This window comes from Burkholderia sp. BCC1972 (assembly GCF_905339605.1).
Taxonomy (GTDB): domain Bacteria; phylum Pseudomonadota; class Gammaproteobacteria; order Burkholderiales; family Burkholderiaceae; genus Burkholderia.
Window position 1 is genome coordinate 111,852 of sequence record NZ_CAJPGH010000013.1, and the last position, 24,219, is coordinate 136,070.

Below are 24,219 nucleotides of genomic sequence, written 5' to 3' on the forward strand. Positions count from 1 at the left end.
CCACATGAGCGAGAACAATTTCCTGGTGATCGACGACAACGAGGTGTTCGCGGGCACGCTCGCGCGCGGCCTCGAGCGCCGCGGTTACGCGGTCCAGCAGGCGCACGACAAGGAGGCGGCGCTGCGGCTCGCCGCCGGCGGCAAGTTCCAGTTCATCACCGTCGACCTGCATCTCGGCGAGGATTCGGGGCTGAGCCTGATCGCGCCGCTGTGCGACCTGCAGCCCGACGCGCGGATCCTGGTGCTGACCGGCTACGCGAGCATCGCGACGGCCGTGCAGGCCGTGAAGGAAGGCGCCGACAACTATCTCGCGAAGCCCGCGAACGTCGAGTCGATCCTGGCCGCGCTGCAGACCAACGCGACCGAAGTGCAGGCCGACGAGGCGCTCGAGAACCCGGTCGTGCTGTCGGTCGACCGGCTCGAATGGGAGCACATCCAGCGCGTGCTGGCCGAGAACAACAACAACATCTCGGCGACCGCGCGCGCGTTGAACATGCACCGCCGCACGCTGCAGCGCAAGCTCGCGAAGAAGCCGGTGCGGCAGTAAGCGGCGCACCAGCGAAAACGGGCGGCCCCCGCTGAAGGGGCCGCCCGTCTCGCATCCCGCGCCGTGCGCGTTACAGCACGTAGCGCGACAGGTCTTCGTCCTGCGACACTTCGCCGAGTGCGCGGTCGACATACTTCGCGTCGATCGTCACGCGCTCGCCGGCGTGGTTGCCGGCCGAGAACGACACTTCCTCGAGCAGCTTCTCGATCACCGTGTACAGCCGGCGCGCGCCGATGTTCTCGGTCTTCTCGTTGACCGCGAACGCGATCTCCGCAAGCCGGCGGATGCCGTCGTCGGCGAATTCGAGCTGCACGTCTTCGGTCGCGAGCAGCGCCTGGTACTGCTTGACGAGGCTCGCGTCGGTCGCGACGAGGATCGCTTCGAAATCGTTCACCGACAGCGAGTCGAGCTCGACGCGGATCGGGAAGCGGCCCTGCAGTTCGGGAATCAGGTCGCTCGGCTTCGCGAGGTGGAACGCGCCGCTCGCGATGAACAGGATGTGATCGGTCTTCACCATCCCGTACTTCGTGTTGACCGTCGTGCCTTCGACGAGCGGCAGCAGGTCGCGCTGCACGCCCTGGCGCGACACTTCGCCGCCGCTGCCTTCGTTGTTGCGCGACGTGATCTTGTCGATCTCGTCGAGGAACACGATGCCGTTCTGCTCGACGTTCTGCACGGCCTTCGTCTTCACTTCCTCTTCGTTCAGCATCTTCGCCGCTTCCTCGTCGGTCAGCAGCTTCAGCGCTTCCTTGATCTTCACCTTGCGGCGCTGCTTCTTGCCGCTGCCGAGGTTCGAGAACATCGAGCGGATCTGCTCGGTCATCTCTTCCATCCCCGGCGGCGCCATGATGTCCATGCCGGCCGACGGCTGCTCGAGGTCGAGCTCGACTTCCTTGTCGTCGAGCTGGCCTTCGCGCAGGCGCTTGCGGAAGGTCTGGCGCGTCGCGTTGTTGTCGTCGTTCGCGTGCTCGGCATTGCCGCCGAAGCCCACCGCGCGCGGCTGCGGCAGCAGGATGTCGAGGATGCGGTCTTCCGCCTGGTCGGTTGCCTTGCTGCGCACCTTGCGCATCTCGGTTTCGCGAGTCTGCTTGACCGAGATCTCGATCAGGTCGCGCACGATGCTGTCGACGTCGCGGCCAACGTAGCCGACTTCGGTGAACTTGGTCGCCTCGATCTTGATGAACGGCGCATCGGCGAGCTTCGCGAGGCGGCGCGCGATTTCGGTCTTGCCGACGCCCGTCGGCCCGATCATCAGGATGTTCTTCGGCGTGATTTCCTGGCGCAGCGGGTCGGCGACCTGCTGGCGGCGCCAGCGGTTGCGCAGCGCGACGGCGACGGCCTTCTTCGCCTTCGCCTGGCCGATGATGTGCTTGTCGAGTTCCGAGACGATCTCGGCAGGGGTCATGGTGCTCATGGGGTGTCCTTACTCGATCGTTTCGATGATGCGGTTGTGGTTCGTGTAGATGCACATGTCACCGGCGATCCCGAGCGACTTCTCGACGATCTCGCGCGGCGACAGCTCGGTGTTCTCGACGAGCGCGCGGGCCGCGGCCTGCGCGTACGCGCCGCCGGAGCCGATCGCGCAGATGCCGCCTTCGGGGTCGAGCACGTCGCCGTTGCCGGTGATCACGAGCGTGGTGGTGGCATCGGCCGTGATCAGCATCGCCTCGAGGCGGCGCAGCATCCGGTCGGTGCGCCAGTCCTTCGCGAGCTCGACGGCCGCACGGGTCAGGTTGCCCTGGTGCTTCTCGAGCTTCGCCTCGAAGCGGTCGAGCAGCGAGAACGCATCGGCGGTGCCGCCCGCGAATCCGACCAGAACCTGGTTGTTGTAGATCCGCCGCACTTTCCGCGCGCCACCCTTCATGACGATGTTGCCGAGGGTTACCTGGCCGTCGCCGCCGAGCGCGACCTTGTCGCCGCGCCGGACCGAAACGATGGTCGTGCCGTGAAATTGCTCCATCTGCGTTCCTTGAGAAAAACGGGGAAGAGTCGGGCGGCGCGAGGCGCCGCCGCGTGAATCCGCAGTGCGCCGGGGAGCGGCCCGGCGCGCGTCCGTTTCATTTTAGGGCGGGCGCGGGGATATCAAGAGGCGGGAGGCAAATCGGAAAACCGGCCAACCGGGAGCCGGTGCCGGAAAAACAAAAAGCGCGCGGCAGGCCGCGCGCTTTCGGGAAGCAGCGTGTCTGAGCGGAACGCCGCTCGATCAGTCGCCGAACAGCTTCTGGCGCAACTCGCGGCGCTCCTGCGCCTCGAGCGACAGCGTGGCGGTCGGACGGGCGAGCAGCCGCGGAATGCCGATCGGCTCGCCGGTTTCCTCGCACCAGCCGTAATCGCCGGAATCGATGCGGGCGAGCGACTGCTGAACCTTCTTGAGGAGCTTGCGTTCGCGATCGCGCGTACGCAGTTCGAGCGCGTGCTCTTCCTCGATCGTCGCGCGATCGGCGGGATCGGGCACGATCACCGTCTCGCGCAGGTTCTCGGTCGTCTGGCCTGCATTCTTGAGGATGTCCGCCTGCAACTGTTCGAGCCGATTTTTGAAGAAGGCGAGCTGATCCTCATTCATGTAATCCTTGTCGCTCATCTTCAGGATTTCGGCTTCGGTCAAGAGTTTCTTCGTCATCTGCTTGCTTCTTCAATGTGCGGCAAATCGAGAGATATTGCCTGCACTTTGGGATTACCCGCAACCGCGTTTGCATTCATTTGCGATTTGCCGCCGCGGGGCCGAAAGCCTCTGGAAAACCGGTTCTCAAATACCAGGATAGGCCTGGCGCGGAGTTGCGCGCGCTGCGAACCGGTGTGCTGCGCGGCACATCGCATCGGCCGCGGCCGGGAGGCGGATTGGCGATCCGGCGCGGTTGCGATGCCCGGAAAACTGGTTCAGCAAGAACCGGGCCTGTTTGTTGCCGTACTCCAGCGGGCACGTATTGTAACTGAATCGCAAGCGGGCGCCGTATCGGGTCGATCCCCGTCGGTTGCGCCAATATCTAGAAAATATAACGCGCAAATCGCGAAAAAGCGATGACGGCGAAACCCTGCCCGAAAACGGCGCCGCGCGGGCGCCTCGGCCGCCGGGAAAGGCGGCCGGGCGACGCGGTGCGCGGCCGGTGCCCGCGCGCGTCAGGCGAGGCAGGCGTCGAGGCCGTCGGTGATCAGGTCCTGCGGCAGGTCGACGCCGATGAACACCATCTTGTTGGTCTTCTTCTCGACCGGCAGCCACTTCGCGGCGAGGTCGCTGCCCATCATCTGGTGCACGCCCTGGAACACGACCTTGCGGTCGACGCCCTTCATGTACAGCACGCCCTTGTAGCGCAGCATCCGCTCGCCGTAGATCTGCAGGATGCCGCCGAGGAAGTCTTCCAGCTTGTTCGGGTCGAACGGGCGGTCGTTGCGGTACACGAACGACTTGATCTTGTCGTCGTGGTGCGCGTGGTGGTGATTGTGGTGGTGGCCGTGGTCGTGATCGTGCGCGCATTGGCCGTGATCGTGGTCGCAACCGGCGTGATCATGGTCGTGATCGTGATCATGGTGGTCGTGCGCGTGGTCGTCTTCGGCGAGGAAGTCGGGGTCGATCTCGAGCTTCGCGTTCAGGTTGAAGCCGCGCAGGTCGAAGATTTCCTTGATGTCGGCTTCACCGAAGTTCACGACCTTGATCGCGGCCTTCGGGTTCATGTGCATCAGGCGGTGCTTGAGGCCGGCGACGGTCTGGTCGTCGACGAGGTCCGACTTCGTGATGAACAGGCGGTCGGCGAAACCGACCTGGCGCTGCACGACTTCGTGTTCGTCGAGCTGCGCATTCGCGTGCTTCGCGTCGACCAGCGTGATGACCGCGTCGAGCAGGAAGTCGTCGGCGATTTCGCTGTCGATGAAGAAAGTTTGCGCGACGGGGCCCGGGTTCGCGAGGCCGGTCGTCTCGATCACGATGCGGTCGAAGTCGAGCTTGCCTTCGCGCTTCTTCGCGGCGAGATCGCCGAGCGCGCGGGCGAGATCGCCGCGGATCGTGCAGCAGATGCAGCCGTTGCTCATCTGGATGATCTGCTCGTTCGAATCCTGCACGAGGATTTCGTTGTCGATGTTCTCTTCGCCGAACTCGTTCTCGATCACGGCGATCTTCATGCCGTGCTGTTCGTTCAGGATGCGCTTGAGCAGCGTCGTCTTGCCGCTGCCGAGAAAGCCGGTAAGGATGGTGACGGGAGTGGCCATGTCGGTCGCCTGTGGTTCGTGAATCGGGGTCAAAACCAGGATGTGCGTCGCGCCCGGGGCGTTGCCAGCCGGGGCGCACAACCATCCATTGAAACATACCTGTCAAGCCCTCGCCCGTCGTCCGAACGACAGGCGAAAGCGCTGATCCGCCGGGCGCCAGGCCGCGGCCGGCGGACGGTTACGCGCGTAGATCGGGGCGATCAGACGATTTGCAACAGCAGGCCCTTCAGATATTCGCCTTCCGGGAACGCGGCGAGCAGCGGGTGATCGACGCCCGCGCCGAGCCGTTTCAGGATGCGCGCGTCGACCTTCGCGTCGGCGGCCGCGCCCGCGACGATCTTCTGGAACAGGTCCATGTCGATCGCACCCGAGCACGAGTACGTGAACAGCAGGCCGCCCGGGCGCAGCAGCTTGAAGCCGCTCAGGTTGATGTCCTTGTACGCGCGCGCCGCCCGGTCGACGCTGTCGCGGGTCGGCGCGAACTTCGGCGGATCGAGCACGATCAGGTCGAAACGCTCGCCTTCGTCGACGAGGCGGCGCAGCGTCTTGAACGCATCGGCGTCGAGCCAGGTCGCGCGTTCGGCGTCGAAGCCGTTGGCGACGACGTTCTGCTGCGCGAGCGCGAGCGCATCGCCCGACGAGTCGATCGACACGACGCGTTTCGCGCCGCCCTTGAGCGCCGCGAGCGAGAAGCCGCCCGTGTAGCAGAAGCAGTTCAGCACGTCGCGGTCGGCCGCGTACTGCGCGACCAGCGCGCGGTTGTCGCGCTGGTCGACGTAGAAGCCCGTCTTGTGGCCGTTCGGCACGTCGACGTGATAGCGCACGCCGTTTTCGTTCGAGATCAGCGTCGCGGGCGGCGCGTCGCCGGCCAGCACGCCGGTCGTCTGTTCGAGCCCTTCCTTGTCGCGGATCGACACGTCCGAGCGCTCGTACACGTTCGGGCAGCCCGTCGCGCCGGAGAGCGCCGCGACGATCGCGTCCTTCCACGCTTCGACGCCCGCGGCCATGAACTGGCAGACGAGCTGGCCGCGCGGCGCCGCGCCGGCTTCGGCGGTGTCCGCGACGTAGTAGTCGACGATCAGGCCCGGCAGCCCGTCGGCTTCGCCGAACACGAGCCGCACCGCGCCCGTGCCCGACACCATCGTCGTGCGGTGCGCGACCGCGCGCTGCACGCGGCGCTTGAAGAACGCGTGGTCGATCGGCTCGTGCTCGTCGAAGCTCCACACGCGCACGCGGATCTGCGACTGCGGGCTGTACGCGCCGCGCGCGAGGAAGCGGCCGTCGTGCGCACGCACGAGCACGGTCGCGCCGGGCGCGGGCTTGCCGTCGACGCGGTCGATCGCATTCGCGTAGACCCACGGATGGCGGCGCAGCAGCGATTTTTCCTTGGACGGCTTGAGGGTGACGGTTTGCATGATGAGATCGAAATGAGCCGCGACGGAAGCCGACCGCGATCGGTCGCCGGGCGCGGCGGGTAACACGGGAAGTGCGTCAGTCGCGCTTCTTCGCACGCGGATGCGCGCTGTCGTAAATCTTCGCGAGATGCTGGAAGTCGAGCGACGTATAGACCTGCGTCGCGGCGACGCTCGCGTGGCCGAGCAGTTCCTGCACCGCGCGCAGGTCGCCGCTCGACTGCAGCACGTGCGTCGCGAACGAGTGGCGCAGCACGTGCGGATGGACGTTGGCGGGGATGCCCGCGGTGAGCGCCGCGCGCTTCACGCGCTCGCGCACGACGCCCGGCGACATCCGGTTGCCGCGCACCGATACGAACAGCGGATGCGGGTCGTGCTTCACGAATTCGCCGCGCACCGCGAGCCACGCGTTCAGCGCGTCGATCGCCTTGCGGCCGACCGGCACCTTGCGTTCCTTGTTGCCCTTGCCGCGCACGGTGACTTCGGCTTCGGCGAGATCGAGCCAGCCGGTCGAACGGTAGCCGTCGGCCTGCGTGTACATCACGTCGAGCCCGATCAGCTCGGCGAGGCGCAGCCCCGACGAATAGAACAGCTCGAGGATCGCATGATCGCGGATGCCTTCGGTCGTGCCGGCGAGCGGCGCGTCCATCAGCGCGGACGCGTCGTCGACCGACAGCGCCTTCGGCAAGGTCTTCGGGCGTTTCGGCGCGCGCACCGCGGCCACCGGGTTCGCGGGCATCTCGATGCGCTGCGCGAGCCAGCGGTAGAACGCGCGCCATGCCGACAGACGGTGCGAGATCGACCGCGCGGACAGCCCGCCCGCATGCGCGCGCGCGACCGCGCCGCGCATGTCGGCGGCCGTCAATGCCTCTAGCGGCCGGCCGGACGCGAGCTTCTTCAGCTCGTCGAGTTCGTGCGTGTACGCGCGCAGCGTGTGTTCCGACAGCTGCCTGACGTGTTTCAGGTTCGACAGGTAGGCGGCGATCGGATCGTCGGTCATCGCGTGCGGCGGATCAGTGCGGCAGCAGGCGCGTGAGCGCGGCGCTCGCGAGCGTCGCGATCTGCGCGAGGAAGTCGGTGGCCATCCCGTCGTGGAAGCGGCGCGGATCGGGCGAGCCGAGCACGAGCAGGCCGAACGCGGGCGCATCGGTGCCGCCGAGCGGCGTGCGCAGCGCGAGCAGCGCGACCGACGTGGCCGAGCCGTCGCCGGCCGGTGCGGCTTCGGCGCCTTCCGCCGCATTCGCGGCCGGCGCGGCGAGCGCGGGCGCGAGCCATTGCGCGGCTTCGAAGCCCGTGTTCGCGCCGCAGTACGGCGTCGACAGCCCGTTCGTGAACAGTCGCACTTCCTCGCCGACCTGGCGCGCGAAGTCGGCCTGCGCGTAGGTGTCGGCGACATCCCACACGCGCAGCGCCGTCTGCGGCACGTCGAACACGTCGGCGATGCCGTCGGCGATCGTGCGCGGCAGCGCGTAGGGATCGCGCTCCGCGATCACGCGTGCGGTCCAGCGGCTGAACTTCGCGGACAGGCTGTCGTTCTCGTGGCCGTAGCGCACGAGCTCGGCGAGCCGGCGCTCGAGATGCTTGTTCTTGTCGCGCAGCATCTCCATCTGCCGCTCCTGCAGCGAGATCGCGGCCTTGCCGTGCGGATTCGCGAGACGGATCGTCGCGAGCAGTTCGGCGTGCTGTGCGAAGAATTCGGGATTGGCGAGCAGGTAGTCGGCGACTTCGCGATCGTTCATGTGGCTGGCGCGTTCAGTTATCAAGGACGTTGCAGGGTCAGGCGTTCAGGTCGATCTCGCCTTCGAACACGGTCGCGGCGGGGCCGGCCATCATCAGCGCGGCGGCTTCGTCGCGCGCGCCGTCCCAGCCGATCGTCAGCGTGCCGCCGTGGGTGTGCACGGTCACGGGCGAATCGAGCAGGCCGCGCCGGATGCCGGCCGCGACCGCCGCGCACGCGCCGGTGCCGCACGCGAGCGTCTCGCCCGCGCCGCGTTCGTACACGCGCAGCTTCACTTCGTTGCGCGACACGATCTGCATGAAGCCGGCGTTCACGCGCTGCGGGAAGCGCGCGTGGCGCTCGATCAGCGGGCCTTCTTCCAGCACCGGGTACGCCTCGACATCGTCGACGACCTGCACCGCATGCGGGTTGCCCATCGACACCGTCGAGATCCAGCGCGTCGCGCCGCCGGCGTCGAGCGGCCACAGCGTGTCGCGGCCTTCGTGGCGGCCGTCGAGGCCCGACGCGTCGAACGGCACCTGCGCCGGCGCGAACACGGGCGCGCCCATGTCGACGACGACTTCACCGTTGTCCTGCAGCGTCAGCGTGATCAGGCCCTTCATGACCTGCACGCGCACGCTGCGCTTGTCGGTCAGGCCGCGGTCGCTGACGAACTTCACGAAGCAGCGCGCGCCGTTGCCGCAGTGTTCGACCTCGCCGCCGTCGCAATTGAAGATCCGGTACTTGAAATCCGCACCGTCGACGGTCGGTTTCTCGACGAGCAGCAACTGGTCGGCGCCGATGCCGAAGTGACGGTTGGCGAGTGCGCGCACCTGCGCTTCGGTGAGCGGCGGCAACGCGCGCGAATAGCCGTCGAGCACGACGAAGTCGTTGCCCGCGCCGTGCATCTTGGTGAACGAGAGTTTCACTGGGTCCGGAATTCCATGGCGAACAAGGCGGTCGGCACGGTGCGAACGGCCGGCGGCCATGCCGGGCGGCTTCGTTCGTCGTGCAGATCTCAACCGCAAATGATACATGCAGCCGACTGGGGCGTCCTGCGCGGGCGGGGCGGGGTGTCCGCTGGGCGCGCGAATGAGAGGGGGCAGATCGGCGGGGCGCGGCGTGGCGGCGCCGAGGCAACGGAGAAGCGGAATGCACGCGGCGTGCATTTCGTACCCGTCAAATTGAAGTCTCGATCCGGGAATCCGTATAGTGCGGCTATACGCGGCCGATGCCACCGGTTTCGCGCTCACTGCTACTGAAATGATTCAAGCCATGACCCGCATCTTCAATCCGCCCCACCCGGGCGAAACGCTGCGCGACGACGTGCTGCCGGCGCTCGGCCTGACCGTCACCGAGGCCGCGTCGCAGCTCGGCGTGACACGTGCCGCGCTGTCGCGGATCCTGCACGGCCATGCCGGCATCTCGCCGGAAATGGCGCTGCGCCTCGAAGCGTGGCTCGGCGACGAAAGCGGGGGAAGGGCCGATCTGTGGCTCGCGCAGCAGTCGGCCCACGATCTGTGGCGGGCGCGCGCAAAGGGCGCACCCAAGGTGGCGAGAGCGCAGGCGCGCACTTGACGGCGTGCCTGCGCATGCCACGCGGCAGGGTCAGTACAGGCTCGGCTCGCCGGGCGGGCGCGTCTTGAAGCGCTTGTGGACCCAGTAGTACTGCTCGGGCATCAGCGGGATCTGTTCCTCGAGGAACGCGTTCATCCGCCGTGCGTCGAGATCGTCGTCGCCGGTCGGGTAGTTATCCCACGGCTTGAATACCTTCAGACGGTAGCCCTTGTAGTTCGGCAGCACCTCGCCGATGAACGGCACGACCTGCGCGTGGCCCGTCTTTGCGAACCGGCCGACGGCCGTCAGCGTGCAGGCCGGCACGCCGAAGAAGGGCACGAACGTCGAGTTGCGCAGCCCGTAGTCCATGTCGGCGCCGAGCATCACCGGCTTGCGGTCGCGCAGCCAGCGCAGCACGGTTCGCGCGCTGTCGGCCCGGCTCGCGAGTTCCGCGCCGAAGCGGCTGCGGCCGGCCTTGGCCGCGGCTTCGATTTCCGGGCTCTTCATCGGCGTGTAGAGCGAGCCGCACGGACGGTCGAGTGCGAGGTTGATCGCCATCGAACCGGCCTCGATGCCGACGAAATGGAACCCGAGCAAGAGGGTCGGCGGCATGTCCGGATCGGTGAGGTCGATCTCGCTCTCGATCGTAAACAGCTTGCGGTAGGCCGCTTCCGACGCGAACCACTGGTAGCTGCGCTCGACGTAGCTGCGGATCGCATGGCGGAAATGCTTGCCCGCCACTTCCTCGCGCCGCTCGTCGCTCCAGTCGGGGAAGCAGAGTTTCAGATTCGTATGTACGATGCGCTTTCGCCGGCTGGGGATCTGATACAGCAGCCAGCCGAGGCCATCGCCGAACCGTGCGGTCAGACCGTACGGCAGCAGCGCGAGCAGCTTCAGCAAGCCGATGGCGAGGTGCGTGCCGAGGCGGCCTAGCATGCGGAATCTCCGTAGGGCAGGCTGGCCGGCACGTTGCGAACAGGGTGGTAAGACGGCGGAAAAGGCAGCACGGGCGGCGCTCTGTGACAATTCAGGAAAGCCGCTATAATACGGTCTTCGCCGAGTTAACTGACAACTTGCGGGGCGAAGCCGGCTGGTGCCACACGCACTGCCCGGTCCTGGTAATCCGCTAAAGCGTCGCCGCTTCAGGCCCAACGAAGCTGGCTACGTGAAACCACCCGTAACCACACAGGAGCCTGAAAAAGTGGCAAACGATTATTTCTTCACGTCCGAATCCGTCTCCGAAGGCCATCCGGACAAAGTCGCGGACCAAATCTCGGACGCGATTCTCGACGCCATCCTCGAGCAGGACAAATATTCCCGCGTTGCGGCTGAAACGCTGTGCAACACGGGTCTCGTCGTTCTGGCCGGTGAAATCACCACGACGGCCAACATCGATTACATCCAGATCGCGCGCGACACCATCAAGCGCATCGGCTACGACAACACCGACTACGGCATCGACTACAAGGGTTGCGCGGTGCTCGTCGCGTACGACAAGCAGTCGCCGGACATCGCACAGGGCGTCGATCGTGCACACGACGACAACCTCGACCAAGGTGCGGGCGACCAGGGCCTGATGTTCGGCTATGCGTGCGACGAAACGCCGGAACTGATGCCGCTGCCGATCTACCTGTCGCACCGCCTCGTCGAACGTCAGGCCAGCCTGCGCCGCGACGGCCGCCTGCAATGGCTGCGCCCGGACGCGAAGTCGCAGGTCACCGTCCGCTACGTCGACGGCAAGCCCGATTCGATCGACACCGTCGTGCTGTCCACGCAGCACGCACCGGACATCGAACTGCCAGCGCTGCGCGAAGCCGTGATCGAGGAAATCATCAAGCCGACGCTGCCGGCCGACCTGATCAAGGGCGACATCAAGTTCCTCGTGAACCCGACCGGCCGGTTCGTGATCGGCGGCCCGCAGGGCGATTGCGGCCTGACCGGCCGCAAGATCATCGTCGACACGTACGGCGGTGCCGCACCGCACGGCGGCGGCGCGTTCTCGGGCAAGGATCCGTCGAAGGTCGACCGTTCGGCTGCGTATGCAGGCCGCTACGTCGCGAAGAACATCGTCGCCGCCGGCCTCGCGTCGCGCGCGCTGATCCAGGTGTCGTACGCGATCGGCGTCGCCGAGCCGACCTCGGTGATGGTCAACACGTTCGGCACGGGCCGCGTGTCGGATGCGGTGATCACGAAGCTCGTGCGCGAGCATTTCGACCTGCGTCCGAAGGGCATCATCAAGATGCTCGACCTGCTGCGTCCGATCTACGAGAAGACCGCTGCCTACGGCCACTTCGGCCGTGAAGAGCCGGAATTCTCGTGGGAAGCGACCGACAAGGCGCTCGCACTGGCCGAAGCGGCTGGCGTCGAGCCGACGGCACGCGTCGCGTAAGCGTCGTTCGCCCGCAAAGAAAAACCCCGGCTTGCCGGGGTTTTTTTATGGGTTCCGATCGCGGCGCAACGGCGGCGATCGTCGCGGGCCGTGCCCGCCGGTGCGGGTTCAGCGTGCGCCGAACCCGAACCAGCCGTTGCTGGCCGCCAGCCGGCGCGGGCGGTTGACGCGGCGCTGCGGGCCGAGCGCACGGCGCAGCGCAAGCGCGCGCAGCGACGACGGCTTCTGCAGCAGCGAGCGCAGGCCGGCACGGCGGGCGAACGCCTGCGTGCTCATCATCGAGAAAAATGCGTGGAACCACGCACGGATGCCGTCCAGCCGGCTGTGTGCGGGCGCGCGCTCGGCCAGCGCCTGCGTGCGGGCGCGGTGATGGCGCAGCGAGCGGGCAGGAGCGGGCGGCACGACGCGCTTCGCAGCGCGGCTGAGACGGGAAGTCAGACGGAATGGCATGTGAACGATGCTTCGCTTGTATGGATGGCGCCCTTGGGAGCGCACTGGTATGAACGGCCTCGGATGGCGCAACGGATCTTACCGAAACTCGCTGCGCGCCGCGCCCGCCAGAATTGACAGGCCGCGACAGGCTACAGGGGATTCATGACGGGCAAAAGTCGCGATAAACCCTTGTGCCACAAGGCGCGTGCCGCATACCGCCTGTCGGTGAGGCAGGTGCCGCGGCGAACAGTTCCCTTGAGCCGGATCAAATCCGCGATTGGCATGCCCCTGCGTACGGCAATGGTGCTGTTCGCGGCATCCGGCGCCGATTTACAATCGTCACATTCACACAATAAACGTCTGGCATCCCATGTCGTCTCCATTGCAGTTGGAATCGATCCGCGCGCAAGTCGCGGAATTGCGCGAGCGCGGCTTCGTCGTCGCGCGTGGCCTCGTCAGCGAAGAGCAGTGCGCGACGCTCAGGCAGATCGCGGAGCGCCAGTTGCGTGAGGCCGCCGAGCCGATCGAATTCGAGGCCGACCTGCGCTACCCGGGCGCGCCGGAATCGAAGCATGCGCCGGGCGGGCACACGGTGCGGCGGCTGCTCGATGCGTACTCGCGCGATCCGGCGTTCGCCGAGCGCGCGGTCGCACCTGAAATCGGCGCGTGGATGCGCGAATATTTCGGTGAAGAGCCCGTGCTGTCGCGCGCGCATCACAACTGCATGATGACGAAACACCCGGCGTACGGCAGCCTGACGGGCTGGCATCGCGATTTCCGCTACTGGTCGTTCGCGCGCCCGGACATGGTGTCGGTGTGGCTCGCGCTGGGGCCGGAAACGAACGAGAACGGCGCGCTGTGGCTGGTGCCGGGTTCGCACACGGCCGAATTCGGGCCGGAAGCGTTCGACGACGCGAAGTTCTTCCGCAGCGACCTGCCGGAGAACCGCAGGATGATCGACGCGGCCACGTGCCCGTCGCTGCAGACCGGCGACGTCGTGTTCTTCCACAGCAATACGCTGCATTCGGCCGGGCAGAACCGTTCCGACCAGGTGAAATTCTCGCTCGTGTACACGTACCACGGCGCGAGCAACCGGCCGGTGCCCGGCACGCGTTCGGCGTCGAAGCCGGAAGTGCAGTTCTAGGTGCGAATCGGGCGGCGCGATGACACCGCGATGCCCAGGCGATGCGGCGCATCGCCGGCGAATGAAGCAACGGGCGGCCTGGCCGCCCGTTTCGTTTGATGCGTCGCGCGTGCGTGACGGGTGACGCGGGCCGTGCGTGCGCCGCGCGACGGCGCGCGTCAGCGCTTGCCGCCCGGCATCGCGAGGCCGATCAGGCCGATGAACGATGCGACGGCGCCGCCGACGATCAGCAGGATCGTCTTCGTCGCGGGCGAACCGGTGAAGAAGCGCGACACGTTGTCGTTGATCGAATGGAACGACTGGCCGCCGAAGTACAGCAGCAGGACGCCGCCGACGAGCAGTGCAACCGAGATGACCCGGGACATACCAACCTCGCTGAAACGGTGATTCGAGACGCCGCAGTGTAGGCGACGACCGCGGTCGCGTCCATCGCCGTGCCGCCGTGCGCGATCCGGCCGCTTTCGCTACCATAGTCGTCGTATGACTCCTTCGCCGCCGTCGCGCCATGTGTGCGGCCGGCGCGCGTCCCTTCCCCCGATGTCCTGACGGAACAGACTCATGGCCTACGAAGCAGCTTCCGAACGTTATGCCGGCATGCAATACCGCACCTGCGGCAAATCCGGGCTCAAACTGCCCGCCCTGTCGCTTGGCCTGTGGCACAACTTCGGCGACACGACGCCGATCTCGACGCAGCGCGAGATCCTGCGCACCGCGTTCGACCTCGGCATCAACCACTTCGATCTCGCGAACAACTACGGGCCGCCGTACGGCAGCGCCGAGACCAACTTCGGGCGGCTGCTGAAGGAGGATTTCCGGCCGTATCGTGACGAACTGCTGATCTCGACGAAGGCCGGCTGGGACATGTGGCCGGGGCCGTACGGCAGCGGCGGCGGGTCGCGCAAGTACGTGCTCGCGAGCCTCGACCAGAGCCTGCAGCGGATGGGGCTCGACTACGTCGACATCTTCTATTCGCACCGCTTCGATGCGCACACGCCGCTCGAGGAAACGGCAGGCGCACTCGCGTCGGCCGTGCAGCAGGGCAAGGCGCTCTACATCGGCATCTCGTCGTATTCGGCCGCGAAGACGCGCGAGATGGCCGAGCTGCTCGCGCAATACAAGGTGCCGCTGCTGATCCACCAGCCGTCGTACAACCTGCTGAACCGCTGGATCGAAGAGGATCTGCTCGGCACGCTCGACGACGTCGGCGCGGGCAGCATCGCGTTCACGCCGCTCGCGCAGGGCCTGCTTACGTCGAAGTACCTGAACGGCGTGCCGGCCGACGCGCGCGTGAACAAGCCGGGCGGCGGCTCGCTGAAGCAGGATCACTTGAGCGCGGACAACCTCGAGCACGTGCGCAAGCTCAACGCGATTGCCGAACGTCGCGGGCAGAGCCTCGCGCAGATGGCGCTGGCGTGGGTGCTGCGTAACGGCCGCGTGACGTCGGCGCTGATCGGCGCGAGCCGCGCGGAGCAGGTGCGCGAGAACGTCGGTGCGTTGAAGAACCTCGAATTCTCGGCGGAGGAACTCGCGGAGATCGACCGTTACGCGACCGAAGGCGGTATCAATCTGTGGGAAAAGCCGTCCACCGATCAGGCGATCTGACCGGGAGTCGATACGGCATGCGAAACATCGCGTGCCGTATCACGGGCTGGCGGGCAGCACACCGCATCGCTGCGGTGCAGCGATGCGCGTGATACGCCGGCTGACGTGTCGCGCTAGATCAGCGCAGGCAGGCCTTCAACGAGCAGCACCGCGACGCCGACGCCGAGGATGACGCCGAGCACGCGTAGCAGGTTGTGACGGAATTCGGTTGCGCACGGTACCGCGCCGAGAAATAGCGCTCCGGCCAGCGCCATCGGGATCAACAGGATGAAGTCGCCGATCGTGAAATAGGTCGTCATGCGTGTCTCCAGGTCTTGACCGAGGTCAGCGCATCAGCGCTTGATTCGGCCCCATGCCGGGTGTTTCTAGTGTTGTCCGACCCGTTGCGAGCGGGGCGGTCAATTCGAGTATAGGCAACCGGCGGCGCTTTTCGCTATCCGAACCATTAAAAATCGGCGGAAAGCCGCGTGAATCACGCGTTTTTCCTGCAAGTCGGACGAATGTCTTGCACGGATCTTTCTCGTTCCTTTCGATTTTCGCGGAATCATCGTATGTGTCCGATGCGGGCCGCCGCATCCGGAGACGCGGCGGCCCATCCGCTTACGTGCGCCCGGGTTGCGCGCGGGTGGCCGACGCGCGGAATACGAGCGCGAGCCCCGCGATGATCGCGCCCATGCCGGCGAGCGCGAGCGGCTCCGGCCGGTTGCCGAGCCACACGGCATCCATCAGCGTGGTGACGACGGGCACGAGATAGAACAGGCTCGTCACGTTGACGAGATCGCCGCGCTGCATCAACCGGTAGAACAGCAGTTGCGCGATCACCGAAATCACGATGCCGAGCCACAGCAGCGGGATGACGAATGCCCAGCTCATCTCGAACGACACCGGCCGGAACGGCACGATCGCGACGCACAGCGCGAGGCCGATCGCATTCTGCAGCGGCAGCACGTCGGCGGGCGCCGCACGTACGCGCTTTTGCAGCAGCGAGCCGGCGGTCAGCGCGACGAGGGCGGTGAGCGCATACGCGATGCCGGCAGCCGACAGGCCGCCCGTGCCGCCGCTCGCGCCACGGCACACGACGAGTGCGAGCCCGGCCAGCGACAGTGCGAGCCCCGCGACGCGCACGGGCTGCCAGCGCCGCTCGACGATCGCGAGCGTGAGGATCGGCTGCACGCCGAGGATCGTTGCGAGCACACCGGGCGCGATCCCGCGCTCGAGTGCGAGCAGGTAGAAGATCGAATAGCCGCCCATCATCAGCAAGCCGGTCAGCGCGGCCATGCGCCGCTCGCCGCGCGGCGGCAGCCAGCGTTTGCGCATGAAGGCCAGCGCGAGCAGCACGAGCGACGCGAGCGCGAAGCGTGCGGTGAGAAAGGCGAACGCGGACGCGTGACGCAGACCGAGTTCAGAGAAGATCGCGCCGCTGCTCCACAGCAGCACGAAGAGCGACGTCGCGCCATGCGCGGCAAGCGCGCGTTTGAACGAAACCATGTGAGTCCACCTGTCGAACGGATCGGAACGTTCCATTCGCGCGCGCGGCAACATGCGATGCGTGACGACGCACGCACTGAAGCCGACGGGGGCGAATGGAAGACGAAACGGAAGCCGGCTGGTCAGCCGGCGCGCGCTGCCGGAGGGGGCGGCGCGGCGCAGACGAGCGGCGGTGCGACAGGAGGAGGAAGAACCGACGGATGCGCGCACGCCTGCGGCCGCGAGTCGAACTGCGGCCGGGATTTTGCGAGGGCGGACGTGAGCGGATGCATCGTGTCGGAATGCGATTGAACGCGAATGAGAGCCTAAGGTACCGCAAGGCAGCGATCGAGCGCAATCACTGTCGGCGGTGTTGCATCGCGAACGATGCGGTGCGTCGATCCCGTGCGCGCCGCAGTGCCGGGCGGTTTCGGCGGGCAGTCACATTCGACAGGGTATGATGGGGGTGACCGGGCGGGCAAGTGCCTGCCCGGCGCAGTGGTTGATTGGAGACATTCGACGAATTCGCGGCACTTCGCCTGCTTCTTCTTCTTTTCGCGCTTCGATAAACCGTGAACAATGGGATCACGCGCAACGCTCCTCCGAGAGCGGCGCGGATCGTGCATTTGCCGGCTCGCCAGCGGGCCGGGTTTCAAGATTCAAGAGTGGGGAACCATCATGCATATCGGGTCGATTGTCTGCACTACCCATATCGCGGTGCCGAAGGGCGCGCGCGGCATCGTCCAGCGCATCCTGGGCGACATGGCCATGGTGACCTGGTACGCGGGCGTGCCGGGTGATTCGAAAGAACTCAACACCGAGCCGTTCTTTCTCGAGGACCTGATCGACACCGGCGAATCCGTCCTGCCGGCCGGCGCGGCGCTTCACTAAGCGCACATCGCACCGGACGCTCGTCTTTCGGTCCGGCTGGCGGCACAATGCGGGGCATGACAGACGCCACTTCCGCTCCCGCTTCTCCCGCCAGCCCGCCGTTCGCCGGCCTCACGCCCGAGTGCGTGCTCGACGCGCTCGACAGCGTGCTGATGCCGGCCGGCCTGCGCACCGACGGGCGCCTGCTCGCCCTCAACAGCTACGAAAACCGCGTCTACCAGGTCGGCATCGAAGACGGCCCGCCGGTCGTCGCGAAGTTCTATCGCCCGGCGCGCTGGTCGGACGACGCGATTCTCGAAGAGCATGCGTTCGTCGCCGAACTCGCCGCGCGCGAGATTCCGGCGGTGCCCGCGCGCACCTTCGACGGCCGCTCGCTGCACGCGTTCGACGGCTTCCGCTTCTCGATCTTCGAGCGGCGCGGCGGGCGCGCACCCGATCTCGACCGCAGCGACACGCTCGAATGGCTCGGCCGCTTCATCGGCCGGATTCACGCGGTCGGCGCAACGCAGCCGTATGTCGCGCGTCCCGTGCTCGACATCAAAACGTTCGGCTACGAGCCGCGCGACTACCTGCTCGCGCACGATTTCATTCCGGATGACGTACGACCGGCGTACGAGACGGCCGTCGCACTCGCGCTGGAAGGCGTCGAGGCCGCGTTCGAGCGCGCGGGCGACATCCGCCTGCTGCGCACGCACGGCGACTGCCATCCGAGCAACGTGCTGTGGACCGATGCGGGCCCGCACTTCGTCGACTTCGACGACAGCCGGATGGCGCCGGCGATCCAGGATCTGTGGCTGCTGCTGCCGGGCGATCGCGAAGGCGCGTCGCGCGCGCTGGCCGACCTGCTCGCCGGCTACGAGGATTTCTGCGAATTCGAGCCGCGCGAGCTGCATCTCGTCGAAGCGCTGCGCACGCTGCGGCTGATCCACTACGCGGCATGGCTCGCGCGGCGCTGGGACGATCCCGCGTTTCCCGCTGCCTTCCCGTGGTTCAACACGCATCGCTACTGGGAAGCGCGCGTGCTCGAGTTGCGCGAGCAGATCGGCGCGATGCAGGAAGGGCCGCTCTGGCCCGTATGACGGCGCGCGCGGCATTCACGCCGCGCGGCAGGCCGGCAAGGGCCGCGGCGCGATGCACGCGGCCCGTCCGGGCCGACTGCCTCAGAATTTCAGCATCAGCTTGATCAGCGCGGCGAAGCGCTTGCCGTACGGCGGCGCGAGCAGGTTGCGCGCATTCAGGCGCGCCTGCGTGAGCACCGGCTTCATCTTCGAGAACGTCACGAAGCCGTCGTAGCCGTGGTACGCACCCATGCCGCTCGCACCGACCCCGCCGAACGGCAAGCTGCCGCACGCGATGTGCATCAGCGTTTCGTTGATCGACACGCCGCCGGAGATCGTTTCGCGCATCACGCGATCGATCGTGCCGCCATCCTCGTCGAACAGGTAGAGCGCGAGCGGACGCGGGCGCGCATTCACGTAGGCGATCGCCTCGTCGAGCCGCTCGTACGGCACGAGCGGCAACAGCGGCCCGAAGATTTCCTCCTGCATCAGTTGCGACGCGGCCGGCACCTGCGTGATCGCGCACGGCACGAAGCGGCGCGACGCGGGATCGGATTGCGCGTCGGAGAGCGGATGCAGTTGCGCGCCGGCCGCCTGCGCGTCGCTCGCGAGTTGCTGCAGGCGCGCGTAGTGGCGCGGCGACACGATCGTCGTGTAGTCGCCGTTCGTCGACAGGTCCGGATACATCTTCGCGAAGCGTGCCCGCGCGCGCTCGATGAACGCTGCTTCCATTCCGCGCGGGAGCAGTACGTAGTCGGGTGCGATGCAGGTCTGGCCCGCATTCAGCGTCTTGCCGGCGACGATCGCGTCGACGGCTGCATCGAAGCGCGCGTTCGGGCCGACGATCGCCGGCGACTTGCCGCCGAGCTCCAGCGTGACGGGCGTGAGGTTGTCGGCGGCCGCGCGCATCACGTGGCGGCCGACATGCGTCGAGCCGGTGAACAGCAGGTGATCGAACGGCAGCCCGCTGAACGCGGCGCCGACCTCCGCATCGCCGTTCACGACCGCGACGTGGTCGCGCGTGAAGGTCTTGCCGATGAGCTGCTCGAACAGCGCCGACGTGCGCGGCGTCAGTTCGGACATCTTGATGATCGCGCGGTTGCCGGCGGCGAGCGCGCAGATCAGCGGGCCGGCCGCGAGCAGCACCGGGTAGTTCCACGGCACGACGATGCCGACCACGCCGAGCGGCTGCGGAATCACCTTCGCGCGTGCCGGGCGCAGCCACTTGTTCATCGGCTTGCGGATCGGCTTCATCCAGCGCTTGCCGTGCTTCAGTGCGTCGTCGATCTCTTCCTTCGCCATCCAGACTTCCGACAGCAGCACTTCCTGCTTCGCGCGATGGCCGAAATCGGCGCTGATTGCTTCGGCGAGTGCGTCCGCATGGTCGATCAGCATCGTGCGCAGCGCGCGCAGGTGCTGCGCGCGCGTCTCCCATGCGGGATACGGGGCGCGCAGGTACGCCGCGCGCTGATCGCGCAGCAGCGCCGTCAGCGCATCGACCGACGGCAGTGCTTGCGGGGCCAGTTCGGGCAGGTCGTTCTTCATGTCGTCTCCTCCAGTTGGGCCTGGCTGATGGGCCGGCCGTCACGCCGCACGCGCACGCTCGGCGAGCGCGGCGACGCGGATCGGGTGATGCGTGTCGCGCGACGCGGGGCCGGATGCGACGTGTGCTCGAAAACCGGTTGCTGCATTCGGCCGGCGTCGCATCCGCGCGACGGTATCGGCGTCCGAAAATCGTGCCGCACGGCACGCGCGCACGACTCGATGCGACGGCAAGCAGGTGCGGGATGCCGCGTTGCCGGCGCTTGCCGGTGCACCGACGCACGGCGGCGCGACGGGTACGCGACGGCGTGTCGCGGTGCATCGTGCTGCCGCGGCGGCAGACCGTCCAAACGGTCGGCGACGATACGTGCCGTTCGATTTCCATCGACTGCGCGCATGCCGCCGTGCAACGTCGCGCGGGCCGCCGTTTGAAATGAAATGCGGGCCGCGCGCGCGGCATCCGGAGAACCGGGTCGGCACACGTCCTGCAGAACCTGGCGCTGCATCGTTGTCCCTCCCGTTTCGCGACGAATCGGCTTCTCGTGGCCGGTGGATCGCGCGAAGCGAATCGATACATCTTAAATTTAGTTCACGCGGGCGTTTAGAGGAATCGCTCTTGAATCCGCGCGCCGCGTGCGCGGCGGCCATTCCTACAATGCCCGAACACAAGAGGGGACGCGGTCGCGCGGCGATGCCGGGCGCCATCCATGACACGACGGAGACGTGACATGCAATACGACTACATCATCGTCGGCGGCGGTTCGGGCGGGTCGAGCCTGGCAGGCCGTCTCGCCGATGCCTGCCCCGATGCGACGATCGCGCTGATCGAGGCCGGCTCGCATACGGAGCGCAACCTGCTCGTCAACATGCCGGTCGGTATCGCGGCGCTGGTGCCGTACAAGCTCGGCACGAACTACGGCTACGAGACGGTGCCGCAGCCGGGCCTCGGCGGGCGGCGCGGCTACCAGCCGCGCGGGCGCGGGATGGGCGGTTCGAGCGCGATCAACGCGATGATCTACACGCGCGGCCATCCGGGCGACTATGACGAATGGGCGCAGCTCGGTGCGACGGGCTGGGCCTGGCAGGACGTGCTGCCGTATTTCCGTCGCGCGGAAGGCAACGAACGCGGCGCGGATGAATGGCACGGCGCGGACGGCCCGTTGACCGTTTCCGATCTGCGCTTTCGCAATCCGTTCTCCGAACGATTCATCCAGGCCGCGCACGCGGCCGGCTATCCGCTGAACGACGACTTCAACGGCGCGACGCAGGAAGGCGTCGGCTTCTACCAGGTCACGCACCGCGACGGCTCGCGCTGCAGCGTGGCGCGCGCATACATCTACGGCCGCAACCGGCCGAACCTGCACGTGATCACCGACGCGACGGTGCTGCGCGTCGGCTTCGACGGCAAGCGCGCGGTCGGTGTCGCGGTCTCGCGTAACGGCCGTGTCGAGACGCTCGGCGCGCGCGCGGAAGTGATCCTGTCGGCCGGCGCGTTCAATTCGCCGCAGCTGCTGATGTGCTCGGGGATCGGCCCGGCCGAGCAGCTGCGCCGGCACGGGATCGCGGTCGTGCAGGATGCGCCGGACGTCGGCACGAACCTGATCGACCACATCGACTTCATCATCAACACGCGCGTGAATTCGTCGGAACTGGTGGGCGTGTGCCTGCGCGGCATCGCGAAGATGACGCCCGCGCTCGCGCGCTATTTCTCGAGCCGCACGGGGATGATGACGAGCAACGTCGCGGAGGCCGGCGGCTTCATCAAGAGCGATCCGTCGCTCGCGCGTCCCGACCTGCAGCTGCATTTCTGCACGGCGCTCGTCGACGACCACAACCGCAAGATGCACTGGGGCTTCGGCTATTCGCTGCACGTGTGCGCGCTGCGGCCGTTCAGCCGCGGCACGGTCGCGCTCGCGACCGGCGACGCACGCGACGCGCCGCTGATCGATCCGCGCTTCTTCAGCGATTCACGCGATCTCGACCTGCTCGTGCGCGGCACGCAAGCGATGCGCCGGATCCTGTCGCAGGCGCCGCTCGCGTCGCAGGGCGGCCGCGAGCTGTATACGCGGGCGGACCAGAGCGAGGCCGAGCTGCGCGCGACGATCGTCGCGCATGCCGACACGATCTACCACCCGGTCGGCACCTGCCGGATGGGCTCGGATGCGCGCGCGGTCGTCGATCCGCAACTGCGCGTGCGCGGCGTCGAAGGGCTGCGCGTGGTCGATGCGTCGGTGATGCCGACGCTGGTCGGCGGGAACACGAATGCGCCGTCGGTGATGATCGGCGAACGCGCGGCGGACTTCATCGTCGCGGCGCGCAACGGTGCGGTGCCGCGCGGCGAGGCGGCTGCCGCGGTGCACGGCCGCTGAGCGCGGCGCGCGCACCGAAACGGCATGCTCAGGCAAACGTATCGACGAGGCCGGCGCGGCTCACGCTCGCGGCGGCCGGTGCGGATTGCACAACGTCGGCCGGTGCATCGACGGCTGACGATCCGCCGTTCCCGCGCCGCGGCGACTGGCCGTGGGCGAAGGTCTGTTGCGGGTTCTGCTGCTGGGAAGCGAAGCCGCCGTCGCTGACGGTCGTGCTGCCGAGCCCGAGCCCGCCTGCTTCCATCGCCTCGCGCAGCTTCGGCAGCGCGGCTTCGACGGCCTCGCGCACCTGCGCGTGCTGCGACACGAACAGCGCGTGCGCATGGTTGTCCGCGACGCGCAGCACGACCTGCAGCGGCCCGAGATCGGGCGGGTTGAGCGTCAGCTCGGCGCTCTGCTGGTGCGCATTCGACAGGAACACGACCTTCTGGCTCAGTGCGTCCGTCCAGTCGGCGGTGCCGACATGCGGCGCGAGCACGTGCGCGTTGGCAGCGGCGATCGCACCGGCGGCCGGCGACAGCTGCAGGTTCGCCTGCGCGGCGGCCGCGGCCGTTGCGCCGGCCGCGAGCGTCGCGCTGGCGGCCGGATCGGTCGCTTCGCTGGCTGCCGCGAGTGCATGCTGTGCGCCGGACTGCGCGTTCGCGTCGGCCTGCAGCGCCTGCGGCGTGGCCTGGGTCGGCGCCTGCTGCGGGGCGAGCGCGCCTTTCGCGTCGGCGAGCGTACGGTCGAACGTCGGCACCTTCGGCGTCAGCGGCGCGGCGGCGGCGGTCGAGGCGGTTGCTGTCGGCGACGAGGTCGTCGCCGCGGCGGACGCGCCGGTCGCCGGCATCGCAATCGCGCCCGCGCCGCCCGTCAGCCTGGCGAGCGCGGCCTGCAGCGCGTCGCGGCTCGACGTCGGTTCGAGCGGCTGGGCAGCTGCATCCCCGGCCGCATGATCAGCCAGCGTCGCCGTGGCGTCGGGCTGGCCTGACACGGCCGTTTTTCGCGTCGTGTCGGCGACGGCGGCAGCGGCGGTGGCGGTGGCCGCATCGGCCGGCGCCGCGTTGTCCGTGCGCGCCTGCAGCTGTGCCTGCACGGCAGCGGCGGCCGCGAGCGCGGCGGCGTCGGGATTGGCCGTCGCGTTCGCGACGTCGGTGGACTTGTCGTCGTCGTCCGTGCCGGACGGCTTCGTGCTCGTGGCCGGCTTCGACGCAGCCTGCGTCGTCGATGCATCGGGCGCAGCGGGATTCGACGCGTCGCGACGGGTGACGACGCTTTGCTTCAGCGTCTGCGCGAACGGCGCAGCGGTCGCGGCCGCCGACACATCGTTGCCGGCGGCGGACGAACCCGAGCCGCGGGCGGCCTTGAGTGCGGCGCCGGCGGTGTCGAGCAGCGCGCCAAGCAGGGGCAGGGGAGGCATGACGGTTCTCTCGTTCGAATGCGTTGGTCGGTTACGACGAGCGGGCCGCGTCGGCCCGCATGCGCAGGATCTTCGCGGCGTGTTCGTCGGCGTCGCGCTGTTCGCGCCGGGCCTCGCGCGTCGCTTCCTGCGCGACGCCGCGTGCCTGCAGGATTTCATACGAGCCGACGGTGCGTTTCTTCTGTTGCCAGTTCGGGCGCGCCTCGTCGATCCGGACTTCGGCGGCGGCCAGCACGTTGCGCTGCTGCGAGATCGCCGCGTCGAGCGTGTCGATGAACGCCTGGAAATTGCGCCAGTTGCCGGCCGGCATCCCGTGTTGCGCGGACTGCGCGAAGCGCGCGTGATATTCGTCGCGGTAGCGCAGCAGCGCGTCGAGCTGCTCGGCGGCCGCGGTGCGGTCGCGCTGGGCAGTGCCGAGCTGCTTCGCGGCCGAGTCGAGGTCGTCCTGCGCGCGATCGAGCAGCAGCTGAAGGGGAAAGCCGTGAGCCATTCG

Annotated in this window: 24 protein-coding genes; 8 read left to right on the forward strand and 16 right to left on the reverse strand. The window is 67.6% G+C overall.

Features of this window, described 5'->3' with window-relative positions:
- Positions 1 to 4 precede the first annotated feature (4 nt).
- Complete coding sequence (locus U5798_RS19745; RefSeq protein WP_021156278.1) at positions 5 to 547, forward strand: response regulator transcription factor; 543 nt, start codon at positions 5 to 7, stop codon at positions 545 to 547.
- 70 nt (positions 548 to 617) lie between these two features.
- Here U5798_RS19745 and hslU read toward each other — a convergent pair whose 3' ends face one another.
- The 8 genes from hslU to dapF form a co-directional block, all read right to left on the reverse strand.
- Positions 618 to 1,961: an ATP-dependent protease ATPase subunit HslU gene (gene hslU, locus U5798_RS19750; protein WP_309288327.1), complete on the reverse strand. Its 1,344-nt coding sequence runs from the start codon at positions 1,959 to 1,961 to the stop codon at positions 618 to 620.
- A 9-nt stretch (positions 1,962 to 1,970) separates the two neighbouring features.
- Positions 1,971 to 2,507 (reverse strand): ATP-dependent protease subunit HslV, encoded by a 537-nt coding sequence (hslV, locus tag U5798_RS19755; protein WP_006477497.1) that lies wholly within the window; start codon positions 2,505 to 2,507, stop codon positions 1,971 to 1,973.
- A gap of 243 nt (positions 2,508 to 2,750) precedes the next feature.
- Entirely contained in the window at positions 2,751 to 3,167 is a 417-nt protein-coding gene (gene dksA / locus U5798_RS19760; protein WP_006477498.1) for an RNA polymerase-binding protein DksA, read from the reverse strand.
- A gap of 497 nt (positions 3,168 to 3,664) precedes the next feature.
- Positions 3,665 to 4,747, reverse strand: a complete 1,083-nt coding sequence (locus U5798_RS19765) for a GTP-binding protein (protein WP_322082941.1) — start codon at positions 4,745 to 4,747, stop codon at positions 3,665 to 3,667.
- Between the two features lie 200 nt (positions 4,748 to 4,947).
- The gene (locus U5798_RS19770; RefSeq protein WP_322082942.1) at positions 4,948 to 6,162 is read right to left on the reverse strand and encodes a class I SAM-dependent rRNA methyltransferase; all 1,215 of its coding nucleotides are present in this window, start codon (positions 6,160 to 6,162) and stop codon (positions 4,948 to 4,950) included.
- 76 nt (positions 6,163 to 6,238) lie between these two features.
- Positions 6,239 to 7,159, reverse strand: a complete 921-nt coding sequence (gene xerC, locus U5798_RS19775; RefSeq protein ID WP_124455755.1) for a tyrosine recombinase XerC — start codon at positions 7,157 to 7,159, stop codon at positions 6,239 to 6,241.
- Between the two features lie 13 nt (positions 7,160 to 7,172).
- Complete coding sequence (locus tag U5798_RS19780) at positions 7,173 to 7,898, reverse strand: DUF484 family protein (RefSeq protein ID WP_124455754.1); 726 nt, start codon at positions 7,896 to 7,898, stop codon at positions 7,173 to 7,175.
- A 37-nt stretch (positions 7,899 to 7,935) separates the two neighbouring features.
- Entirely contained in the window at positions 7,936 to 8,805 is an 870-nt protein-coding gene (dapF, locus tag U5798_RS19785) for a diaminopimelate epimerase (RefSeq protein WP_185658248.1), read from the reverse strand.
- A gap of 346 nt (positions 8,806 to 9,151) precedes the next feature.
- Here dapF and U5798_RS19790 point away from each other — a divergent pair, with 346 nt between their 5' ends.
- On the forward strand, positions 9,152 to 9,454 hold the full coding sequence (locus tag U5798_RS19790) for a HigA family addiction module antitoxin (RefSeq protein WP_322082943.1): 303 nt from the start codon (positions 9,152 to 9,154) through the stop codon (positions 9,452 to 9,454).
- Positions 9,455 to 9,484: 30 nt separating this feature from the next.
- Here the strand turns inward: U5798_RS19790 and U5798_RS19795 are convergent, their stop codons facing one another.
- Positions 9,485 to 10,369 (reverse strand): lipid A biosynthesis lauroyl acyltransferase, encoded by an 885-nt coding sequence (locus tag U5798_RS19795; RefSeq protein ID WP_124455751.1) that lies wholly within the window; start codon positions 10,367 to 10,369, stop codon positions 9,485 to 9,487.
- Between the two features lie 265 nt (positions 10,370 to 10,634).
- On the opposite strand from U5798_RS19795, the gene metK reads away from it, so the two are divergent.
- A complete protein-coding gene (metK, locus tag U5798_RS19800; RefSeq protein WP_039353866.1) occupies positions 10,635 to 11,822 on the forward strand; it encodes a methionine adenosyltransferase in 1,188 nt (395 codons plus the stop codon).
- Positions 11,823 to 11,930: 108 nt separating this feature from the next.
- On the opposite strand, the gene U5798_RS19805 is transcribed toward metK, so the two are convergent.
- Positions 11,931 to 12,272, reverse strand: coding sequence for a hypothetical protein (locus U5798_RS19805; protein WP_124455750.1), 342 nt, complete (start codon positions 12,270 to 12,272; stop codon positions 11,931 to 11,933).
- A gap of 352 nt (positions 12,273 to 12,624) precedes the next feature.
- Between U5798_RS19805 and U5798_RS19810 the strand changes: the two genes are divergently transcribed.
- Positions 12,625 to 13,398, forward strand: a complete 774-nt coding sequence (locus tag U5798_RS19810) for a phytanoyl-CoA dioxygenase family protein (protein WP_124455749.1) — start codon at positions 12,625 to 12,627, stop codon at positions 13,396 to 13,398.
- A gap of 158 nt (positions 13,399 to 13,556) precedes the next feature.
- On the opposite strand, the gene U5798_RS19815 is transcribed toward U5798_RS19810, so the two are convergent.
- Positions 13,557 to 13,763, reverse strand: a complete 207-nt coding sequence (locus tag U5798_RS19815) for a DUF3185 family protein (protein ID WP_124455748.1) — start codon at positions 13,761 to 13,763, stop codon at positions 13,557 to 13,559.
- Between the two features lie 193 nt (positions 13,764 to 13,956).
- Here U5798_RS19815 and mgrA point away from each other — a divergent pair, with 193 nt between their 5' ends.
- Positions 13,957 to 15,000: an L-glyceraldehyde 3-phosphate reductase gene (gene mgrA / locus U5798_RS19820; protein ID WP_124455747.1), complete on the forward strand. Its 1,044-nt coding sequence runs from the start codon at positions 13,957 to 13,959 to the stop codon at positions 14,998 to 15,000.
- A gap of 113 nt (positions 15,001 to 15,113) precedes the next feature.
- On the opposite strand, the gene U5798_RS19825 is transcribed toward mgrA, so the two are convergent.
- Together U5798_RS19825 and U5798_RS19830 are read right to left on the reverse strand one after the other, a co-directional pair.
- Positions 15,114 to 15,299: a hypothetical protein gene (locus U5798_RS19825; RefSeq protein WP_011353526.1), complete on the reverse strand. Its 186-nt coding sequence runs from the start codon at positions 15,297 to 15,299 to the stop codon at positions 15,114 to 15,116.
- A 301-nt stretch (positions 15,300 to 15,600) separates the two neighbouring features.
- Positions 15,601 to 16,488 carry a DMT family transporter gene (locus tag U5798_RS19830; protein WP_322082944.1) on the reverse strand — a complete coding sequence of 296 codons (888 nt, stop codon included), beginning with the start codon at positions 16,486 to 16,488 and terminating at the stop codon, positions 15,601 to 15,603.
- A 657-nt stretch (positions 16,489 to 17,145) separates the two neighbouring features.
- Here U5798_RS19830 and U5798_RS19835 point away from each other — a divergent pair.
- Together U5798_RS19835 and U5798_RS19840 are read left to right on the forward strand one after the other, a co-directional pair.
- Complete coding sequence (locus U5798_RS19835) at positions 17,146 to 17,358, forward strand: hypothetical protein (protein ID WP_124455744.1); 213 nt, start codon at positions 17,146 to 17,148, stop codon at positions 17,356 to 17,358.
- A 56-nt stretch (positions 17,359 to 17,414) separates the two neighbouring features.
- Positions 17,415 to 18,437 (forward strand): serine/threonine protein kinase, encoded by a 1,023-nt coding sequence (locus U5798_RS19840; RefSeq protein ID WP_322082945.1) that lies wholly within the window; start codon positions 17,415 to 17,417, stop codon positions 18,435 to 18,437.
- An 81-nt stretch (positions 18,438 to 18,518) separates the two neighbouring features.
- Here U5798_RS19840 and U5798_RS19845 read toward each other — a convergent pair whose 3' ends face one another.
- On the reverse strand, positions 18,519 to 19,961 hold the full coding sequence (locus U5798_RS19845; protein ID WP_322082946.1) for a coniferyl aldehyde dehydrogenase: 1,443 nt from the start codon (positions 19,959 to 19,961) through the stop codon (positions 18,519 to 18,521).
- 725 nt (positions 19,962 to 20,686) lie between these two features.
- Between U5798_RS19845 and U5798_RS19850 the strand changes: the two genes are divergently transcribed.
- Positions 20,687 to 22,327, forward strand: a complete 1,641-nt coding sequence (locus U5798_RS19850; RefSeq protein WP_322082947.1) for a GMC family oxidoreductase — start codon at positions 20,687 to 20,689, stop codon at positions 22,325 to 22,327.
- 28 nt (positions 22,328 to 22,355) lie between these two features.
- Here U5798_RS19850 and U5798_RS19855 read toward each other — a convergent pair whose 3' ends face one another.
- Complete coding sequence (locus U5798_RS19855; protein ID WP_322082948.1) at positions 22,356 to 23,726, reverse strand: flagellar hook-length control protein FliK; 1,371 nt, start codon at positions 23,724 to 23,726, stop codon at positions 22,356 to 22,358.
- 31 nt (positions 23,727 to 23,757) lie between these two features.
- Positions 23,758 to 24,216, reverse strand: a complete 459-nt coding sequence (fliJ, locus tag U5798_RS19860) for a flagellar export protein FliJ (RefSeq protein WP_124455738.1) — start codon at positions 24,214 to 24,216, stop codon at positions 23,758 to 23,760.
- Between the last annotated feature and the right edge of the window lie 3 nt (positions 24,217 to 24,219).